The organism is Amycolatopsis saalfeldensis (assembly GCF_900110575.1).
In the GTDB taxonomy this organism is placed as follows: Bacteria; Actinomycetota; Actinomycetes; order Mycobacteriales; family Pseudonocardiaceae; genus Amycolatopsis; species Amycolatopsis saalfeldensis.
In genome coordinates this window covers 183,818-201,656 of the sequence record NZ_FOEF01000003.1, presented here as the reverse complement: position 1 = coordinate 201,656, position 17,839 = coordinate 183,818, and the positions used below count along the sequence as shown (strand labels likewise).

The 17,839-nt window shown below is 72.0% G+C and carries 12 protein-coding genes; 2 read left to right on the top strand and 10 right to left on the bottom strand.

Translation table 11 applies throughout. The features are described 5' to 3' along the window. Window positions 1–43: 43 nt before the first annotated feature. The 8 genes from BMY97_RS08585 to BMY97_RS08550 all read right to left on the bottom strand — a co-directional run bounded on the left by BMY97_RS08585 (window position 44) and on the right by BMY97_RS08550 (window position 8,698). Window positions 44–508, bottom strand: a complete 465-nt coding sequence (locus tag BMY97_RS08585; protein WP_091615122.1) for a hypothetical protein — start codon at window positions 506–508, stop codon at window positions 44–46. A gap of 77 nt (window positions 509–585) precedes the next feature. After that, window positions 586–1,425 carry an aldo/keto reductase gene (locus BMY97_RS08580; protein ID WP_091615119.1) on the bottom strand — a complete coding sequence of 280 codons (840 nt, stop codon included), beginning with the start codon at window positions 1,423–1,425 and terminating at the stop codon, window positions 586–588. A 47-nt stretch (window positions 1,426–1,472) separates the two neighbouring features. After that, complete coding sequence (locus BMY97_RS08575) at window positions 1,473–1,853, bottom strand: STAS domain-containing protein (RefSeq protein ID WP_091615117.1); 381 nt, start codon at window positions 1,851–1,853, stop codon at window positions 1,473–1,475. A 503-nt stretch (window positions 1,854–2,356) separates the two neighbouring features. Then, window positions 2,357–2,770 carry an SsgA family sporulation/cell division regulator gene (locus BMY97_RS08570; RefSeq protein ID WP_091615114.1) on the bottom strand — a complete coding sequence of 138 codons (414 nt, stop codon included), beginning with the start codon at window positions 2,768–2,770 and terminating at the stop codon, window positions 2,357–2,359. Between the two features lie 925 nt (window positions 2,771–3,695). Beyond that, on the bottom strand, window positions 3,696–5,108 hold the full coding sequence (locus BMY97_RS08565; RefSeq protein ID WP_091615111.1) for an L-fucose/L-arabinose isomerase family protein: 1,413 nt from the start codon (window positions 5,106–5,108) through the stop codon (window positions 3,696–3,698). Between the two features lie 13 nt (window positions 5,109–5,121). Next, window positions 5,122–6,126 (bottom strand): substrate-binding domain-containing protein, encoded by a 1,005-nt coding sequence (locus BMY97_RS08560; protein ID WP_091615109.1) that lies wholly within the window; start codon window positions 6,124–6,126, stop codon window positions 5,122–5,124. After that, a complete protein-coding gene (locus BMY97_RS08555; RefSeq protein WP_091615106.1) occupies window positions 6,126–7,178 on the bottom strand; it encodes an ABC transporter permease in 1,053 nt (350 codons plus the stop codon). The genes BMY97_RS08560 and BMY97_RS08555 overlap by 1 nt, the downstream gene beginning before the upstream one ends. Next, on the bottom strand, window positions 7,175–8,698 hold the full coding sequence (locus BMY97_RS08550; protein ID WP_091615103.1) for a sugar ABC transporter ATP-binding protein: 1,524 nt from the start codon (window positions 8,696–8,698) through the stop codon (window positions 7,175–7,177). The genes BMY97_RS08555 and BMY97_RS08550 overlap by 4 nt, the downstream gene beginning before the upstream one ends. A 473-nt stretch (window positions 8,699–9,171) precedes the next feature. Here BMY97_RS08550 and BMY97_RS08545 point away from each other — a divergent pair, with 473 nt between their 5' ends. After that, on the top strand, window positions 9,172–14,673 hold the full coding sequence (locus BMY97_RS08545; protein WP_091615100.1) for an ATP-binding protein: 5,502 nt from the start codon (window positions 9,172–9,174) through the stop codon (window positions 14,671–14,673). Between the two features lie 52 nt (window positions 14,674–14,725). On the opposite strand, the gene BMY97_RS08540 is transcribed toward BMY97_RS08545, so the two are convergent. After that, window positions 14,726–15,835, bottom strand: a complete 1,110-nt coding sequence (locus BMY97_RS08540; protein ID WP_091615097.1) for a mandelate racemase/muconate lactonizing enzyme family protein — start codon at window positions 15,833–15,835, stop codon at window positions 14,726–14,728. Between the two features lie 113 nt (window positions 15,836–15,948). On the opposite strand from BMY97_RS08540, the gene BMY97_RS08535 reads away from it, so the two are divergent. Further along, window positions 15,949–16,710 (top strand): IclR family transcriptional regulator, encoded by a 762-nt coding sequence (locus BMY97_RS08535; RefSeq protein ID WP_091615094.1) that lies wholly within the window; start codon window positions 15,949–15,951, stop codon window positions 16,708–16,710. Here the strand turns inward: BMY97_RS08535 and BMY97_RS08530 are convergent. Continuing rightward, window positions 16,707–17,783, bottom strand: a complete 1,077-nt coding sequence (locus tag BMY97_RS08530) for a hypothetical protein (protein ID WP_245787223.1) — start codon at window positions 17,781–17,783, stop codon at window positions 16,707–16,709. The genes BMY97_RS08535 and BMY97_RS08530 overlap by 4 nt on opposite strands. Between the last annotated feature and the right edge of the window lie 56 nt (window positions 17,784–17,839).

Genomic DNA, 17,839 nt, shown 5'->3' with positions numbered 1-17,839 from the left:
CACAATCAGGTAAGCCGCACACGGACCTCCCCAGGGCTTGAGGTCAGGGAGTGGAGTACGGCGCGCGATGCTCCAGCGAGGGGCTCACGTCGGGGTAGTTCCCCTCCTGGCCCGGCACCGGCGTGACGACCGAGCCGCGCTGTTCGGCCTCGCTGCGGGACATCCGCCGGTTCACCACCGCCTCGCCGACCTGCGCACCGCGCAGGCGGCCGAGCGCGCCGAGGGTGACGGCGTGGATGACCGCGAGCACCAGCAGCAGCGCGCCGAGGCGGCCCACCACTCCCGGGAGATCGCCGTCCCCCATGGGGATCGTGGACAGCAGGGCCAGCAACCCCAGCGCCACCAGGTGGAACAGCACGGTCACCAGGCGGGTCATCGACGCGCCGGCGCCCGGGTCGCCGTAGGAGTTCTCCAGGTACCCGCGGCCGCTGCGGTAGATGACCTGCCCGTCGACGACGACGAGCACGATCCCGATCGCGAGGAAAGACAGGTACGCGTTGGTGTTCATCCGAGTGCTCCATCCTGGCGTGGTTTCACGTGGGGTACCCCGCCCGATCGTGGACGGAAACCATTGCGGTGAAAGGGTTACCCGCCGAAGGTGTCCGGGTCGAAGCCGGTGCGGTGGCCGGCGTCGAGCTTGCCGATCGCCGCCAGGTCGTCGTCGGACAGCGCGAAGTCGAACACGTCGATGTTCTCGCGGATGCGGTCGGGTGTCTTGGACTTGGGGAACACGATGTTGCCGAGCTGGATGTGCCACCGCAGCACCACCTGGGCGGCGGTTCTCCCGTGTTTCCCGGCCAGGTCGGTGAGCACCGGGTCCGTCAGCAGCTCCCCCTGGGCCAGCGGGCTCCACGCTTCCGTGGCGATGCCGTGCGTCCGGTGGTAGGCGCGCAGCTCCGTCTGCTGCAACGCGGGGTGCAGCTCGATCTGGTTCACCGCGGGCACCGTCCCGGTCTCCCCGGCCAGCCGTTCGAGGTGCGCGATCTGGAAGTTCGACACGCCGATCGCGCGGGTCTTGCCCGCCCGCAGCAGCTCTTCGAAACCCGTCCACGTCCGCACGTACTTGTCCTGGCTCGGCAGCGGCCAGTGGATCAGGTAGAGGTCCACCTGTTCGAGCCCCAGCCGTTGCAGGCTGCCTTCCAGTGCGTTGATCGCGTTGTCGTGGCCTTGCGCGTCGTTGGCGAGCTTGGTGGTGACGAAGAGTTCTTCACGCGGCAGGCCCGACTGGCGGATGCCGTCGCCGACGCCCTGCTCGTTGCCGTACAGCTGCGCGGTGTCGAGGTGGCGGTAGCCGGCTTCGAGCGCGGTCCGCACCGCCTCCGCGGTGCCCTCCGGCGGGATCTGGAAGACCCCGAACCCGAACTGCGGGATGCGGACACCGTTGTTCAGCTCGATTTCCGGGACGTTCTCGGTCTGGGCAGTCATCTCCCCGGCCTACCCGGGCCGCCCGGCGGCGAAACGCACCGCCCCGATCAGGTGGTCGATTCCTCGTTCCTGGCGGGCGAAATCGCCGCGGCCAGCGTCTCGTGGATCGTCAGGTGCCGGCCGGCGTCGGTGATTTCCAGGCAGCGCCGCACCCCGTGCCCGGTGCCGGACACCACGGTGAGCGACGGGTGCCGCTCGGCGGCGACGCAGAGCACCCGAATCCCGGCGCAGCCGAGGAATTCCACGCGAGAGAGGTCCACGATCACCCGCTCGCTGCCGGCCAGCGCGGTGACCAGCGCCTCGTCGAGCGCACGAACGCTGGCGGCGTCGATGTCACCGACGGTGGTCAGGACCAAGACGCCTTCGCGGCCGGTGATGGTCACCGTGAGCTCGGTGGGAGCGGAGAATACCGAAAACCGGGCAGTCATGGTGCGCTCCTTCCGCAGGCAACTACTGAAGGCGCTGACCGAAGCACATGGTTTTGAACAACAGCCAACCATCATGACCGTACGCCGCTGAGGGCACAGGTCAACCCGCGCCACCCACCGGGGCGAATGCCCCCTGACGCCCGCGGACGGGCGAGGGAAACGAGAAAACCCTTTCACGGCGGGGGAGGCAGCGTATTCGAGAACGCTCGCCGAGCCGGAACCGGGAAACCACAACGGGTCGGGGTTCGGGATTCGTTACCAGGTCGCGCACAGCCTGGTGTGCGCGGCGGTGAGCCGTCGGGCTGTCGGCCCTTGGACTGTCGGCCCTTGGACTGTCGGGCTGTTGGGTTGAGCCGTTGAGCCGTTGACCTTCGGCCGGGCTTCGCGTGATGGCGTCCAGCCGTCGTCACCCGGCCCGGCCGCGATGAGCACCGCGGTGCCCGGCCGACCCGCGATCCCCACCCGCCCGCTCGCGGATCCGCCCGCCGGAAAAAGCGGGTCGGTCAGTCGTGCATCGCGAGCTTGGTCAGCTCGTGGTCGAAGTCGAACCAGCGGGCCTCGTCGCCGGCGGGGATCGCGTCGTAGGTGCGGTCGAGGAAGTCGGCGAGCTCGCTGGCCGGGGCTTCCAGCACGGCGGAGCCGTCGGGGGCGTTCAGCTCGACGATCACGCGCGAGGGGTCGGCGGCCGGGCGGACGCGAACGTCCCCGTCACCCGCCGGCGCGATCAGGCCGTCGGCCAGCAGGTCGCGGCCGAACAGCCACCGCACCACCCCCGGACCGGCGTGATAACCCACGGCGATCGCATACGGATCCGACGGGTCGTACTCGAGGTCGGCGCGCACCGGCAGCGGGACGGCCCCGAACGTGCGCAGCCCGAAGATGACCGTCGCGCGGACGGCGGGGCTCTCGGTGCCCATGGCGGTACCTCCTTGATTCGTTCTCGGGGTCTAACGTGAATGTTCCTCTATGAGTAACGCGCCGTAAGACTACGAGCTGCCCGACAGTCGATCTTTCACCCCTTTGGTGGAGACCCATGTCTCATACGCTCACTCATCGGCATTAGCGACCACTCGAAAGGGAGACCCGGCGGCAGCCGCATCAGACCACCCGCACCTCAGCCATGGTGAGCCCCGCCCCCGACCCGGCCAAGCGATCGCGACGAGGGCCACAGCACCGATACCCGGAAAACGCCACCCACCCCGCGCGCGTCGCCCAGCTCGGCAGCGTCGAATGGCACAGGCGCCGGGCGCCGGGCCGCACCTCTCGAGCGCCGGTGGGCGGGATGTCGGCCGCACCTCTCGAGCACCGGCCTGCGGGCCCCAGACGCAGGGCGCCGGGCCGCTGCTGTGAGGGCGCCGGGGCCGCACCTCTCGAGCGCCGGTCGGCCGGGCGCCAATGCAGGGCACCGGACCACACCTTTCGGACACCGGTCGGCCGGGTGCCAGATACAGGGCGCCGGACCACACCTTTCGGACACCGGTCGGCCGGGCGCCAGATACAGGGCGCCGGACCACATCTTTCGGACACCGGTCGGCCGGGCGCCAGATACAGGGCGCCGGGCCGCTGCTGTGAGGCGCCGGTCGGCCGGGTGCCAGACGCTGGGCGGGGAGCGGGCAGTCCAGGTCAGCGGCAGGCGCGCATGGCCACGGCCGCCGCCAGCCTGCCTCCTGTGAGGTCCAGGCCCATTCGCACCTGGCCCCGGCACGCCGTCCTCAGTGACCCAACCCCGACAACGCGGGTGGGTCTCAGTCAGCCAACCCCAGCACGCCGATCTCAGCGGGCCAGCCCAGCAGGCCGGTCTCAGCCGGTCGGGACCCACCGACCGACCGACCAACCGACCACTCAGCCCGCCCGGCTCCACTCCTCCACCCGTACCCCCATCAGTTCCGCCGCCGCCCGGAGCTCGGGGCGGAAGTCGCCGGGGACGGCGTGGATGTGGTTGGCGCCGAAGGTCGAGAGGAAGGTCGGGGCGGGTACGTCGAGGCGGGCGAAGGCGTGGGGCCATTCCGGGGTCGAGGAGGCGGCCAGGGCGGCGTTCGTCGCGGCGTCGTAGGACTCGAAGTCGCCCTGGAGGAGCTGGAGGCGGTAGGCGCCGGAGAGGCGGGTCAGGCGGGCGAGGGTCATGGCGCCCGGGGCGGCGATGTGCTGCACCGAGGCGCCGCCCGCGGGGAAGAAGAACACCTCCGGGTACAGGTGCACCTTCGCCAGGTTCTCCGCCGGGTCCGCGCTGCGCGCCGCGAACCAGGTCGCGTGCTGGCCCGAATTGCACAGGTCCCAGATGTCGCGGTCGGCGTGGTAGTGGCGGACGTCCGCGAACAGCACCGGCGTGCCCGTGATCCGGTGCATCAGCTGCATGGTCAGCGCGCCGTCCATGTCCGCCTCGGTGGCGGTCACGTGCACGGCCTTGGGCCCGTTCCAGTCGTACGGGTCGTTCAGGAACGCCTCCGTGACGTCCATCGTCGCGAAGTTCTCCGTCAGCTCCGGCTGGCCCTTGATGCCGGAGAAGTCGATGCCGCGCTCCGCCACGATGTCGCGCACCGCCAGGTACGACCGGATCTGCCGCTCCAGCAGCTCGGGCGTGAGCTTCTCGCCGTCGTAGTGCACGGTCGCCAGGCGCTCCAGCCACTCGCGCGCGCCGGCGGCTTCCGCGGCGTCGGCCCGCTCGGCGCGCAGCACCAGCTCGTACTGGTCGATCTCCTCGACGTCCACGCCGAACTGCCGCATCCACTGGTCGGTGTTCGCGACGGCCGTGTTCATCCCCATCGGCCGCCCGCCGAACCGCCCGAACGTCGAACCGCGCAGCGACGCCACCGCCGAAGCGGCCCTCGCCCGCACCCCGATCTCCGCGATCAGGGACGCCTCGTCCGGCGCGCCCCACAGCCGCGTGTGCGCCCGGCCGATCTGGTCCAGCGCGCCGCCGGCGGCGAGCATCCCGACCAGCCCCGGCTCGGCCGGGTCCGTGCTGGCGACCAGCAGCAACGGGCTCGTGGTCGCGTCCGCCGCGAGCATCGTGAAGTGCGGGAAGCTCCACACCGCGTAGTAGAAGACCGTGACGTCCACGCCCGCCGCCGCGACCTCCCGGGCCGCCGCCGTGGCGACGGTGTTGGTGGCCACCAGGTCGCCGACGACCACCTCGTGCCCCGCCGCCTCCAGCGCCGCCGTGAAACTGTCCCGTTTGGACCGGATGAACCCGGTGTTGCGGCGGTGCACGTGGCCGCGCCCGTCGGAAATGGCCAGGACGCCGATTCGAGCCATGCTCTCCCCCTGCTCAGCCGCGGTTGAACTCGGCGTACACCGCGGCGGCGTTGTCCTTGGTCACCAGCCGCGTGCCGAGGGTCTGCGTCTTGGCCACCGGCTGGCAGTCGATGAGCAGTTTCTTCGCCGCCGCAACGGCTTCCGCGCCGCCCGTCGGGTAGACGAACGTCGCCGACAGCCGGCCGGCCTCCACCGCCTTGATGCCGCCCTCGGGCACCGGCAGCCCGTCGATGCCGACGATCGGCAGGTCCGCCTTGCCCGCGTTCTGCGCGGCCAGCCGCGCGCCCTCGGCCATCGGGTCGTTCTCGGAGAAGATCGCCTGCGCGTCCGGGTGCGCCTTGAGGAGGGCTTCGGCCTGCTGCTGGCCCTTGTCCCGCAACCAGTCCGCGTCCGCCGTCGCGATGACGCTCACGTTCTTGCCCGCGATGCCCTTGTCGAAGCCGTCACTGCGCTCCTTGGCGGGCGTCGAGCCGGCGAGGCCCTTCAGCTCGACGACCTTTCCGCCCTGCGGCAACAGCTTCTCGGCGAAGAACTGCCCAGCCTGGCGCCCGATGTCCACGTTGTCCGCGCCGATGAACGAGGTGTACGCGTCGCCGTCCACCTTGCGGTCCAGGATCAGCACCGGGATGCCCTGGTCGTAGGCCTGCTTGACGACGCCGGTCAGCGGCGTCGCCTCGTTGGGGCTGATGATCAGCAGGTCGATCTTCTGCGTCAGGAAGGTGTTGACCTGCTCCACCTGCTTCGAATTGTCCTGCGCGGCATCGGAGTAGTGGACGGTGAACTGCGGCACGCCCGCCGCCGCCTTGCGGATGTCGTCGTCCATCCGCACGCGGTAGGGCTCGGCGAGGTTCGCCTGGCTCATGCCGATGGTGAACTTCCCGCTGGGCCCCTTGCAGGCCTTCGGCGCGGGCGCGGTGCCGGACGACGCGCCGGGCGCGTTCTCGTGGGTGGTGCCGCAGGCCGTCAGCGCCAGCCCGGCGGCCACCAGAACCGCCATCCGGCGGGTGTTCTTGGACATCAGCTCCCCTTCCCTGCCTGAGCATCTGCTTGAGAATCCGCTGGAGGATCCGCCTGGAGGTCGGGCACGGCGCCGAGCGACGCCGGCCGCAGCCGCTGCAGGCCGGCGGCGAACACGATCACCACGCCGACCACGATCAGCTGCACGTTGGAGTCGACGTCGTTGAGCTGCAGGATGTTGTCCAGCACGCCGACCAGCAGCGCGCCCGCCACGGTGCCGAGCACGGACCCGCGCCCGCCCGAAAGACTGGTCCCGCCGATCACCACGGCGGCGATCGCGTTCAGCTCGTAGCCGACGCCGTCGTTGGGGCCGCCGAAGTTCAGCTGTCCCGCGTGGACGATCCCGGCCAGCGCCGCGAGCAGCCCGCAGACGCCGAACACGAGCACCTTCACCCGGGTCACCGGCACACCGGACAGGCGCGCGGCCCGCTCGTTGCCGCCGATCGCGTAGACGTGCCGGGAGAACGCGCTCACCCGCAGCAGCACCACGGCCAGCACGGCGACCACCACGAAGATCAGCGCCGGGATCGGCACCACGCCGCCGAAGGTCCGTTCGCCCAGCAGGGAGAACGGCACCGGGGCCTGGCCCGGGCCGTCGCCGTAGGTGATCGACACGCCCTCGCCGCCGGACCACATGCGGGCCAGCCCGCGCGCGATCTGCATGCCGGCGAGGGTGACGATGAACGCCTGGATCCGGAAGCGCGCGCTCGCGATCCCTTGCAGCAGGCCGAAAACCAGGCCCAGCGCGAGGATCAGCAGCACCGCCGGGACCAGCCCCCAGTCGTCGGCGGTGAGCAGCTCCGCGATGCCGACGCTGGCCAGCCCGACCACCGAGCCGACCGACAGGTCGATCCCGCCGACCAGGATCACCAGCGTCATGCCGACCGCGATGATGCCGATCTCGGAGATCGCGCGCACCACGCTGAACAGGTTGTCGGCGCCCAGGAAGACCAGGCTCCCGCCGTACGAGGGGGAAAACGCGACGGCCGCGGCGAACACGATGACCAGCCCGAAGAGGCTCTGGAACCGGAACAGCACCGCGAGGGCCTTCACCGCACATCTCCCATCGACGCCGCCAGCAGCTCCGCCTCGCCGGCCAGCGCGGTGTCCAGCTCGTGGACACTGCGCCCGCCGCGCAGCACCACCACGCGATCGCACACGCCGACCAGCTCCGCGGGTTCGGAAGACGCCAGCAGCACGCCGACGCCGGTCCGCGCGATCTCGCCGAGGATGCGGTAGATCTCGGCCTTGGCGCCGACGTCGACGCCGCGGGTCGGCTCGTCGAGCAGCAGCAGGGCGGGCTCGGTCAGCAACGCCCGGCCCAGCACCACCTTCTGCTGGTTGCCGCCGGAGAGCGCGCCGACCGGATCGGCCAGCGAGGTGAGCTTCACGCCGAGGCGCCCCGCGGTCTCCCGGGCCTTGCCGCGCTCGCGGGCGGCGGGCACGAGGCCGAACCGCGTCAGCTTGTCCACAATAGACAGCACGGTGTTGGCCAGCACCGAATGCTCCAGCGCCAGCCCGGAGACGCGCCGGTCCTCCGGCACGTACGCGACACCGGCCCGCAATGCCGCGCGCGGCGACCGTGGCCGGAAGTCCTTGCCCCGCAGGCGAACCGTGCCGCTGCGCGCGCCCTTCGGCCCGGCGCCGTACAGCGTCTCCAGCAGTTCGGTGCGGCCGGAGCCGAGCAGCCCGGCGACGCCGACGATCTCGCCGGCCCCCACGCGCAGGCTGATCCCGGCGGGCTCGCGCCGCCCGGCCCGGGGCCGGACCACCAGGTCGGCCACCTCCAGCACGTCCTCGGTCACCGTCGCGCGGGTTTCGGCGTGGAACATGAGGTGCACCGGGCGGCCGACCATCGCCTCGGCCGCCTGCGCCGCGGTCAGCTCGCGCGCGTCGAACTCGGCCACCACCTCGCCGTTGCGCAGCACCGTCGCGCGGTCGGCGACGCGGCCGATCTCCTCCATCCGGTGCGAGATGTAGACCACGGCCACGCCGTCGCGGCGGAGCTGGTCGATCACCGCGAACAGCCGCGTCACCTCGTGCGGGGACAACGCCGAAGTGGGCTCGTCCATGATCAGGATCCGCGCGTCGAGCGAGAGCGCCTTGGCGATGGTGACCAGCTGCCGCTCGCCGGTGCGCAACAGCTCCACCGGCGTGGCCGCGTCGAAGCCGACACCGGTGCGCGCGAGCAGCTGCCGGGTCTCGGCCACCATCCGGCGGCGGTCGAGCACCCCGCGCGCGTGCGGCTCGCGGCCGAGGAAAACGTTCTCCGCCACCGAAAGCGCGGGCACGAGGTCCAGCTCCTGGTGGATCATCGCGACGCCGGCCCGCTGCGCGTCGGCCGGCCGGGCGAACCGGACCGCCTCCCCTGCGATCCGGATCGTCCCCTGCTCGGCGGCCACTTCACCGGAGAGCACCTTCATCAGGGTGGACTTGCCCGCCCCGTTCTCCCCGAGCAGCGCGTGCACCTCCCCCGCGCGCACGGTGAAGTCCACCGCGCGCACTGCGCGCACCCCGCCGTAGGCCTTGCTGACGCCGGCCAGCTCGACCAGCGCGACGCCCTCGTCGCCCATTCCCGCCCTCGCCCCTCGCCCGCCCGCGCCTGTCCCGGCTCGAGCGGCCCTCGTCGAGAAATCGATTACCGGTGAACGTAGGTGCACCCGGAAGGGTGTGTCAAGGGTCACCGGCCGAACCGCCGGCGCGGTACCGCGGGCCGGTGGCGGGCCCTTGGCGAGCTGAACGGCGGATGGCCACCACCCAGCGTGGCGGCGAAGACCCCCTGTCCGCCCCTTAGTCACGGGCTTTCCCCAGCCGTCCCGCGCTAGCTTGTTCGATGTGATTTGTGGCGAACCTCGCGCGAACGGCGGCCGGACCCGTGTGGCCCAGGCCGCTTTTTGGCTGGTTCCCACAATTCAGCCGGTGCGGCATGCGCCATGCACGACATTGGTGTACCCGCCGGTAAGGGAGCAGGCTGTAAGCAAGTGCAGGCGACGATCCGGGGGCCGGACGTCGCCTGCTGCGTGTGGGTACATGGGAGGCTCAGCCGGTGTTCAGTCGTGTCGCCATCGTGAACCGCGGGGAGGCCGCGATGCGGCTCATCCACGCAGTCCGGGACCTTTCCGCGGAAACCGGGGCGCGGATCGAGACGGTCGCCCTCTACACCGACGCGGACCGGTCCGCCACCTTCGTCCGTGAGGCCGACCTGGCCTACCCGCTGGGCCCGGCCTCGGCGCGCCCGTACCTCGACCTCGCCGTGCTGGAGAAGGCGCTGGTCGAGACCGGGGCCGACGCCGCGTGGGTCGGCTGGGGCTTCGTGGCCGAGGACCCGGCGTTCGCCGAGCTGTGCGAGAAGGTCGGCGTCACGTTCGTCGGCCCGAGCGCCGAGGCGATGCGCAAGCTCGGCGACAAGATCGGCGCGAAGCTGATCGCCGAGGAGGTCGGGGTCCCGGTCGCGCCGTGGAGCCGAGGCGAGGTCGCGAGCCTGGACGCCGCCCTGCGCGCCGGCGACGAGATCGGCTATCCGCTGATGCTGAAGGCAACCGCGGGCGGCGGCGGGCGCGGTATCCGCATGGTCGCCTCGGCCGAAGACCTCACCGAGGCCTACGAGCGCACCAGCCAGGAGGCGTTGCGCGCGTTCGGCTCCGGCATCGTGTTCCTGGAGCGCCTGGTCACCGGCGCGCGGCACGTCGAGGTCCAGGTGATCTCCGACGGCGAGACGGCGTGGGCGCTCGGCGTCCGCGACTGCTCCGTGCAGCGGCGCAACCAGAAGATCATCGAGGAGTCTTCCTCGCCGGTGCTCTCGCCGGAGCAGACCGCCGAGCTGAAGACCTCGGCCGAACGGCTCGCCGTCGCGGTGGACTACCGCGGCGCCTGCACCGTCGAATTCCTTTACCACCCCGGGGAAAAGCTGTTCGCCTTCCTCGAGGTGAACACCCGGCTCCAGGTCGAGCACCCGATCACCGAGATCACCACCGGCACGGACCTGGTGCAGCTGCAGCTGCACGTCGCGGGCGGCGGCAAGCTCGAAGGCCCGCAGCCGGGCGAGTCCGGCCACGCCGTCGAGGCGCGGCTGAACGCCGAGGACCCGGACCGCGACTTCGCCCCGTCCCCCGGCCACATCGCGCGGCTGCTGCTGCCCGCGGGCCCGGGCATCCGCGTCGACACCGGCGTGAGCGAGGGCGACACCATCCCCGCCGACTTCGACTCGATGATCGCCAAGATCATCGCCTACGGCCGTGACCGCGACCAGGCGCTGGCCCGGCTGCGCCGCGCGCTCGGCGAGACCACCGTGATCATCGAGGGCGGCGCCACCAACAAGAGCTTCGTGCTCGACCTGCTCGACCAGCCCGAGGTGATCGACGCCAGCGCCGACACCGGCTGGATCGACCGCGTGCGCGGTGAGGGCCGGCTCGTCACGAGCAAGCACTCCGCGATCGCGCTCGCCGCGGCCGCCATCGAGGCGTACGAGGACGAGGAAGAGGTTGCCCGCCAACGCCTTCTGGCCACCGCGCACGGCGGCCGCCCGCAGGTGCAGCACGAGAGCGGCCGCCCGCTGGACCTCAAGCTCCGCGGCGTCGGCTACCGGGTTTCCGTGGCCCGCGTCGGGCAGAAGCGCTTCCGCGTCGGCATCAGCGGCGGCGGCGAGGTCAGCCCGGCCGACGTCGAGATCGACCGCTTCGACGCCCACTCCGGCCAGATCACCGTCAACGGCAGGCGGTTCCGCCTGGTCACCGGCACCCACGGCCCGGTGCACCTGGTCGAGGTCGACGGCGTCACGCACCGCGTGAGCCGCGACGAGGGCGGTGTGGTCCGCTCCCCCGCGCCCGCGCTGGTGGTCGCGACCCCGGTCGCCGTCGGCGACGAGGTGGACGGCGGCGCGCCGATCCTGGTGCTGGAGAGCATGAAGATGGAGACGGTGCTGCGCGCGCCGTTCCGGGCCCGGGTGCGGGAGCTGCCGGTTTCCATCGGCAGCCAGGTGGAGACGGGCGCGGCGCTGCTGCGCCTGGAGCCGCTGGCCGAGGAAGAGGACGCCGGCGAGACCGCGGCGGCCGCCGACGAGGTCGTCGAGATCGAGCTGCCCGCCGAGCCCGCCGCCGCCTCGGCCGCCGACCGCGCCGAGCGTGGCCGGCAGGACCTGCGCAGCCTGCTGCTGGGCTTCGACGTGGACCCGCACGACCAGCGCCGCGTGCTGACCGGCTACCTCGCCGCGCGCGCCGAGCTGGGCGAGCCCGGCCGGGCGCTGACCGCCGAGGTCGCGCTGCTGGGCACCTTCGCCGACCTGTCCGAGCTGACCCGCAACAAGCCGGCCGGCGAGGACATCAGCGCCGAGCGGCCGGTGCACAGCGCGCGCGAGTACTTCCACAGCTACCTGCAGAGCCTCGACGTGGAGCGCGCCGGGCTGCCGGACGCGTTCCAGGACCGGCTGCGCCGCGTGCTCGGGCACTACGGCATCACGGACTTCGAGCGCACGCCGGAGCTGGAGGAGGCGGTCTTCCGCATCTTCCTGGCCCAGCAGCGGGCCTCGTCCGACGTCGCGATCGTCTCGGCGCTGCTGCGCCAGTGGCTCACCGAAGCGCCGCCGCTGGAGTCGCTGCGCGAGGAGGCCGGCCTGGCGCTGGAGCACCTCGTGGCCGCCACCCAGGTGCGGTACCCGGCGGTCAGCGACCTCGCCCGCGGCGTGGTGTTCCGCTGGTTCGCGCAGCCGCTGCTGCGCCGGGCCCGCGCGGAGGTCTACGCCGGGGTGCGGCAGAGCCTGCGCCACCTCGACCGCAACCCGGACTCGCCGGACCGCGCCGAGCGCATCGCCGCCATGGTCGCCGGCTCCGAGCCGCTGGTGCGGCTGCTCGGCCAGCGCATCGGCAGGCCGGGCACCGACCCGGCGCCGCTGCTGGAAGTCCTGACCCGCCGTTATTACGGCAACAAGGGCCTGTCCGGCATTCGCTCGCGCGATGTCGCGGGCTGCGCGTTCGTCACCGCCGAGCACGTGGAGCCGGCCCGGGTGGTCACCACCGCCGTCGACTTCGCGCAGCTGCCCGACGCCGTGCGCGCCGTCGGCGAGCTGGCCGGGGACGCCGCGGCCGGCGCGCACGTGGTCGCCGACCTCTACCTACGCTGGGCCGGCCAGCCGGACGCCGACGCGATGGCGGACCGGCTCGGCGAGGTGATCGCGGCGCACCCGCTGCCCGAGCGCGTCGACCGGATCACCACCACCGTCGCCGGGGGTGACGGCGCGGTGGTCCACCACCACTTCACCTTCCGCCGCGGCACGGAGACCTCCGGGAACAGCGCGGGCTTCGCCGAGGACCGCCTGATCCGCGGCCTGCACCCGCGCGTGGCCGAGCGCATGCAGCTGCAGCGGCTCCAGGAGTTCGACCTCACCCGGCTGCCCTCCTCGGACGAGGAGGTGTACCTGTTCAAGTGCGTCGCCAAGGCCAACCCGGCCGACGAGCGGCTGGTCGCGATGGCGCAGGTCCGCGACCTCACCCCGCTGCGCGAGACCGACGGGCGGCTCGTGTCGCTGCCCGCCGCCGAGGACACCCTCGCCGGCTGCCTCGACGCCATCCGCAACGTGCAGGCGCAGCGGCCGGCCAAGAAGCGCTTCGACACCAACCGCATCGTCCTGTACGTCTGGCCGCCGACCGAGCTGACCATGGACGAGCTGAACCACCTCGCCCGGCGCGTCCTGCCGAGCACGGCGGGCGCGGGCCTGGAGGAGATCCTCTTCCTGGCCCGGCGGCGCGATTCGGCGACCGGCGAGCTGGTCGAGCTGGCTGTCACGATCCGCAACGACGTCGGCTCCGGCGTGCGGCTCGCGGTGGGCCAGCCGTCTTCCGAACCCGTGCAGCCGCTCGACGGCTACCGGCAGAAGGTGCTGCGCGCGGCGCGGCGCGACACCGTCTACCCGTACGAGCTGACCGGGATGCTGGCCGGTGAGGGCAGCTTCGTCGAGCACGACCTCGACGACGCCGGCGAGCTGGTCCCGGTGGACCGGCCGCGGGGCGGGAACAAGGCCGCGATCGTCGCGGGGGTCGTGCGCACGCCGTCGAAGCTGGTGCCCGAGGGCGTCGAGCGGGTGGTGCTGCTGGGTGACCCGACGAAGGCGCTGGGCGCGCTGTCCGAGCCCGAGTGCGCCCGCGTGATCGCCGCGCTGGACCTGGCCGAGCGCAAGCAGGTGCCGCTGGAGTGGTTCTCGCTGTCGTCGGGCGCGCGGATCTCGATGGACTCCGGCACCGAGAACATGGACTGGGTGGCGGCCGCGCTCAAGCGGATCGTCGAGTTCACCCAGGGGGGCGGCGAGATCAACATCGTCGTCGCCGGCATCAACGTGGGCGCGCAGCCGTACTGGAACGCCGAAGCCACGATGCTCATGCACACCAAGGGAATCCTGGTGATGACGCCGGATTCGGCGATGGTGCTCACCGGCAAGGACGCGCTGGACTTCTCCGGCGGCGTCTCGGCCGAGGACAACTTCGGCATCGGCGGCTACGACCGCGTGATGGGCCCGAACGGGCAGGCGCAGTACTGGGCGCCGAACCTGGCCGGCGCGCGTGACGTGCTGATGGCGCACTACGAGCACACGTACGTGGTGCCGGGCGAGTCCTCACCGCGCCAGGCCGTGACGACCGACCCGGCGGGCCGCGACGTCTCGGGCTACCCGCACGCGATCGTCGGCAGCGACTTCACCACGGTGGGCCAGATCTTCTCGGCCGAGCACAACCCGGACCGGAAGAAGCCGTTCGACATCCGCACGGTGATGCGCGCACTGTCCGATCAGGACCATCCGGTGCTGGAGCGCTGGGCCGGCATGGCGGACGCGGACACCGCCGCGGTGCAGGACGTGCACATCGGCGGCCGCCCGGTGTGCCTGCTCGGCATCGAGTCGCGCTCGGTGCCGCGCCGCGGCTTCCCCCCCACCGACGGGCCTGACGCGTTCACTGCGGGTACGCTTTTCCCGCGCTCGTCGAAGAAGGCGGCGCGCGCGATCAACTCGGCGAGCGGCAACCGCCCGCTGGTGGTGCTCGCCAACCTGTCCGGCTTCGACGGCTCCCCGGAGTCGATGCGCAAGCTGCAGCTGGAGTACGGCGCGGAGATCGGCCGGGCCATCGTCAACTTCGACGGCCCGATCGTGTTCACCGTGATCTCCCGCTACCACGGCGGCGCGTTCGTGGTGTTCTCCAAGGCGCTCAACCCGAAGATGACGGTCCTGGCGCTGGAGGGCTCGTTCGCCTCGGTGCTCGGCGGGGCGCCCGCCGCGGCGGTGGTGTTCGCCGGCGAGGTGAACAACCGCACGGCGAACGACCCCCGCGTGGCCTCGCTGCAGGCCCGCCTGACCGAGGTCAGCGGCGCCGAGCGCGCGGCGCTGACCGCGGAGCTGGCCGAAGTCCAGTCCGGCGTGCGGGCCGAGAAGCTGGGCCAGGTGGCCGCGGAGTTCGACCGGGTGCACAGCGTCCAGCGCGCGGTCGAGGTCGGCTCGGTGGACGCGATCATCAGCCCGGCGGAGCTGCGGCCGCGCATCATCGAGGCGATCGAGCACGGCCTGAAGAGCTGACGCGGCGGGGCTGGTGAGTGTTGCGGACACGCGCCAGCCCCCGCACCGCGGCTCAGCTCCGCCAGCGGTCCACGGCCTGCTCGTCCAGCTCGAAACCGAGCCCGGGCCGTGACGGCACTGCCAGCTCGCCGGCCGCGGTGACCGTCACGGGCTCGGCCAGCATGAAGTCGCGCCGCTGCGGCGTCCAGCCCGGCGGGTCGAACGGGAACTCGAAGTACGGGCCGCCGCCGACCCCGGCCGCGACGGCCAGGTTCGCCAGCACGCCGATGCCGTTCGTCCAGCTGTGCGGGGTGAACGCGCGGTGCTTGAGCTGGGCCAGCTCCCCCAGCGTCCGCGCGCGGTGCATGCCGACGGCGAGCACGACGTCCATCTGGTAGACGTCGAGCACGTCCTCTTCCAGGCAGCGCAGCAGTTCCGGCACCGAGTGGTGCATCTCCCCCGCCGCGAGCCGGACGCCCGGGTTGTCCGCGCGCAGGGCTCGGAAGCCGTCGAGATCGTGGTACGGCAAGGGTTCCTCGACCCAGAACACGTCCAGTTCGGACAGTCCGCGGACCAGCTTCCGGGTCGCGGCCAGGTCCGTCGCGGGCGCGGTGTCGCCCGCCATCCGCCAGGACTGGTTGAGGTCGACCATGATCTCGAAGTCCGGCCCGAGCGCGTCCCGCACGGCGGCGACCGTCGCCACGCCCTCGGCGGCGCGGTCGCGGTCGATGCGGATCTTCATCGCGCGGAACCCGGCCTCGCGTGCCTGGAGTGCGGATTCAACGCGTTCCGCCGGCGGCTTCAGCTCCGCCGTGGACGCGTACACGGGCACCGACCGCGCGGCGTTGCCGAAGAGCGTGGCGACCGGCAGGCCGGCTACTTTGCCGATGAGGTCCCAGAGCGCGACTTCCAGCGGCCAGTAGCTGCCGCCGTGGAAGTTGGCCGTCTCGATGGCCTTGACGTGGCGGACGATGTCCAGCGGGTCCTCGCCGACGAACAGGTGCTTGACGGCCTCGAAGCCCGCCATGGTGTCGCCGGACCCGATGCCGGTGACGCCGTCGTCGGTGTGCACCCGCACGATCGTGGCGTCGAAATGCCGGCGCGGCTCCGGGTCCCACGCCGCGCGCAACGGCGGGTCCAGCCGCAGCCGCAGGCGGTCGAGGGTGATGTCGGTGATCTTCATGGTGTCCCTTCGCTTCCCTCCCGAAGCTACGAGCGGCCCGCTCGCGACGGCAAGCCACGCGGGGAGATCGCAATGCGCGGTGCGCTCAGGCCAACTCCCTTACGCTGCGGTGCATGGACCGCCACCCCGGCCACGGCCTGCGCCGCGACCTCGACCTGCTCGAAGCGCTGGCGTCGGAAGAGGGGCAACGCGCGGGCGGGCTCGGCGTCGTCCGGCTGGCGCAGCTGACGGGCCGGGAGAAGAGCCAGGTTTCGCGTGCGCTCAAGGCGCTGGCCGAAGAAGGCGTTGTCGAGCGTGACCCGGACACACTCGAGTACCGCATGGGGCGACGGCTGTTCTCGCTGGTCGCGCGGACGGTGGAGGACCGGCTGGCGCGGGCCGCGGAGCCGGTGATGCGCGCGCTGTCGGCGGATCTGGAGGAGACCGTGCACCTGTGTGTGCTGCGGGATCAGGAAGTGCTGACGCTGCTTTCGGTCTCGGGGCATTCGTTCCGCGTGCACGGCTGGGAGGGCCGCGGCGTCCCGGCGGACCGCACGTCGGCCGGCCGCGTCCTCCTGCTGGACGCGACGCCCGACGAGCTGTACGTGCGCTTCCCTTCGCAGGACGGCCTGCCGGCGCTGTGGGCGAAGATCCAGGACGCCCGGGCGCACGGTTTCGCCCGCGTGGAAGAGGAATTCGAGCCCGGCCTGTCCGGCGTCTCCGCCCCGATCCGCGACTTCCGCGGCCGGGTGGTGGCGGCGCTGAACGTGTCCGCGCCGCACCCCCGGATCGCGGCCAGCCTGAGCGCCGCTGGCCTGGCCACCGCGGCCGCCGCGGCGACGGTGTCGGACCACCTGGGCTGGGCGGCCGGCCCGTCGCCCACGCGGCTGACCTAACGTCGACCGACGATCCGGCTGATCTCCTCCGCCGGATACGGGGCCTGCCTGCTCTCCAGCTGGAACTTGCGGTAGAAGTCCGTCATCACCTCGGCGAGCGGCGCGTGCTCGGCGAGGATCGCCGCGACCTCCGGCGGAATCCCCTTCGGCCGCTCCCCCTGGGCGCAGGCGCGCACGAACGCGCTGCGCTCCTCCCCCCGGTACCCGTACAGGGCGGTGACCAGCCAGATCACCAGATGCGTCACGGAGTAGGCGCGGTCGTAGGACTGGTGCCCGGTGAAGAAGCCGGCCTCTTCCCCGGACAGGTCGAACTCCGACGAGATCGCGAGACCGTAGTCCGCGAAGAACAGCCGCTCACCGTCGGTCAGGATGTTCTGGAAGTGGGCGTCGAAGTGCAGGAGGCCGCGGGCGTTCATGAACGAGGTCCCGGCCCGCAGCTGCTCGACGACCATGGCGCAGGCCCGGTCGGCCGCCTCGTCGCCGGCCTTCACCTGGACGCCCAGCCAGTCGTGCAGGTTCTGCGGGAGGTACTCCAGGAACAGCGCGATGCTCGCCGAGGAATCCCGCACGGCTTCGATCCGCCGGCGCACCGCCGATCCGCCTCCCCAGTAGGCGACGGCCTTGTCCACGTCGGCCAGTTCCCCGGGAAGCGACTGCCCGGGGTGCGGCAGGACCCGCCAGTGGTACGTCAGCGGGAAGCCCTCGAAATCCTTTGCCAGCACCCAGTTCGTCGTCATGGTGTGCACGGCCAGCTCTCGCCAGGCGCCGAAGCCCGCGCCCCCGATGAGCCCGACCCCGAAATGGGCGAAGTCCGGCAGTCCGAAGAGGTTCGCCGTCGACCGGACGTTCTCCGGCTGCCGTTCCAGGTCGGTCAGCGGCACCCGCTTGACGAAGACCGGGGTCTCGCCGACGTCCAGCAGCGCCGTCGTCCCGCCGATGCCGGATCCTACGGGCTCAGCCGCGTCCACGAGGTCGCGCAGCTCGAGATCACTGCGCAGGGCCAGCGCCGTGGAGACCGCGCTGTAGGCCGCCAGCCGCGCATCGCGCGACAGGGCATCGTTCCCGGCTTTCACGTGGGCAACAACCTCTCCGGAACGCCTGGGCGTCTCCCGTCCGGCTGCACTGTACG

Coding starts and splice junctions, on each gene's coding strand:
- BMY97_RS08585 (WP_091615122.1), bottom strand. CDS start 508: ATGAACACCAACGCGTACCTGTCTTTCCTCGCGATCGGGATCGTGCTC.
- BMY97_RS08580 (WP_091615119.1), bottom strand. CDS start 1,425: ATGACTGCCCAGACCGAGAACGTCCCGGAAATCGAGCTGAACAACGGT.
- BMY97_RS08575 (WP_091615117.1), bottom strand. CDS start 1,853: ATGACTGCCCGGTTTTCGGTATTCTCCGCTCCCACCGAGCTCACGGTG.
- BMY97_RS08570 (WP_091615114.1), bottom strand. CDS start 2,770: ATGGGCACCGAGAGCCCCGCCGTCCGCGCGACGGTCATCTTCGGGCTG.
- BMY97_RS08565 (WP_091615111.1), bottom strand. CDS start 5,108: ATGGCTCGAATCGGCGTCCTGGCCATTTCCGACGGGCGCGGCCACGTG.
- BMY97_RS08560 (WP_091615109.1), bottom strand. CDS start 6,126: ATGTCCAAGAACACCCGCCGGATGGCGGTTCTGGTGGCCGCCGGGCTG.
- BMY97_RS08550 (WP_091615103.1), bottom strand. CDS start 8,698: ATGGGCGACGAGGGCGTCGCGCTGGTCGAGCTGGCCGGCGTCAGCAAG.
- BMY97_RS08540 (WP_091615097.1), bottom strand. CDS start 15,835: ATGAAGATCACCGACATCACCCTCGACCGCCTGCGGCTGCGGCTGGAC.
- BMY97_RS08535 (WP_091615094.1), top strand. CDS start 15,949: ATGGACCGCCACCCCGGCCACGGCCTGCGCCGCGACCTCGACCTGCTC.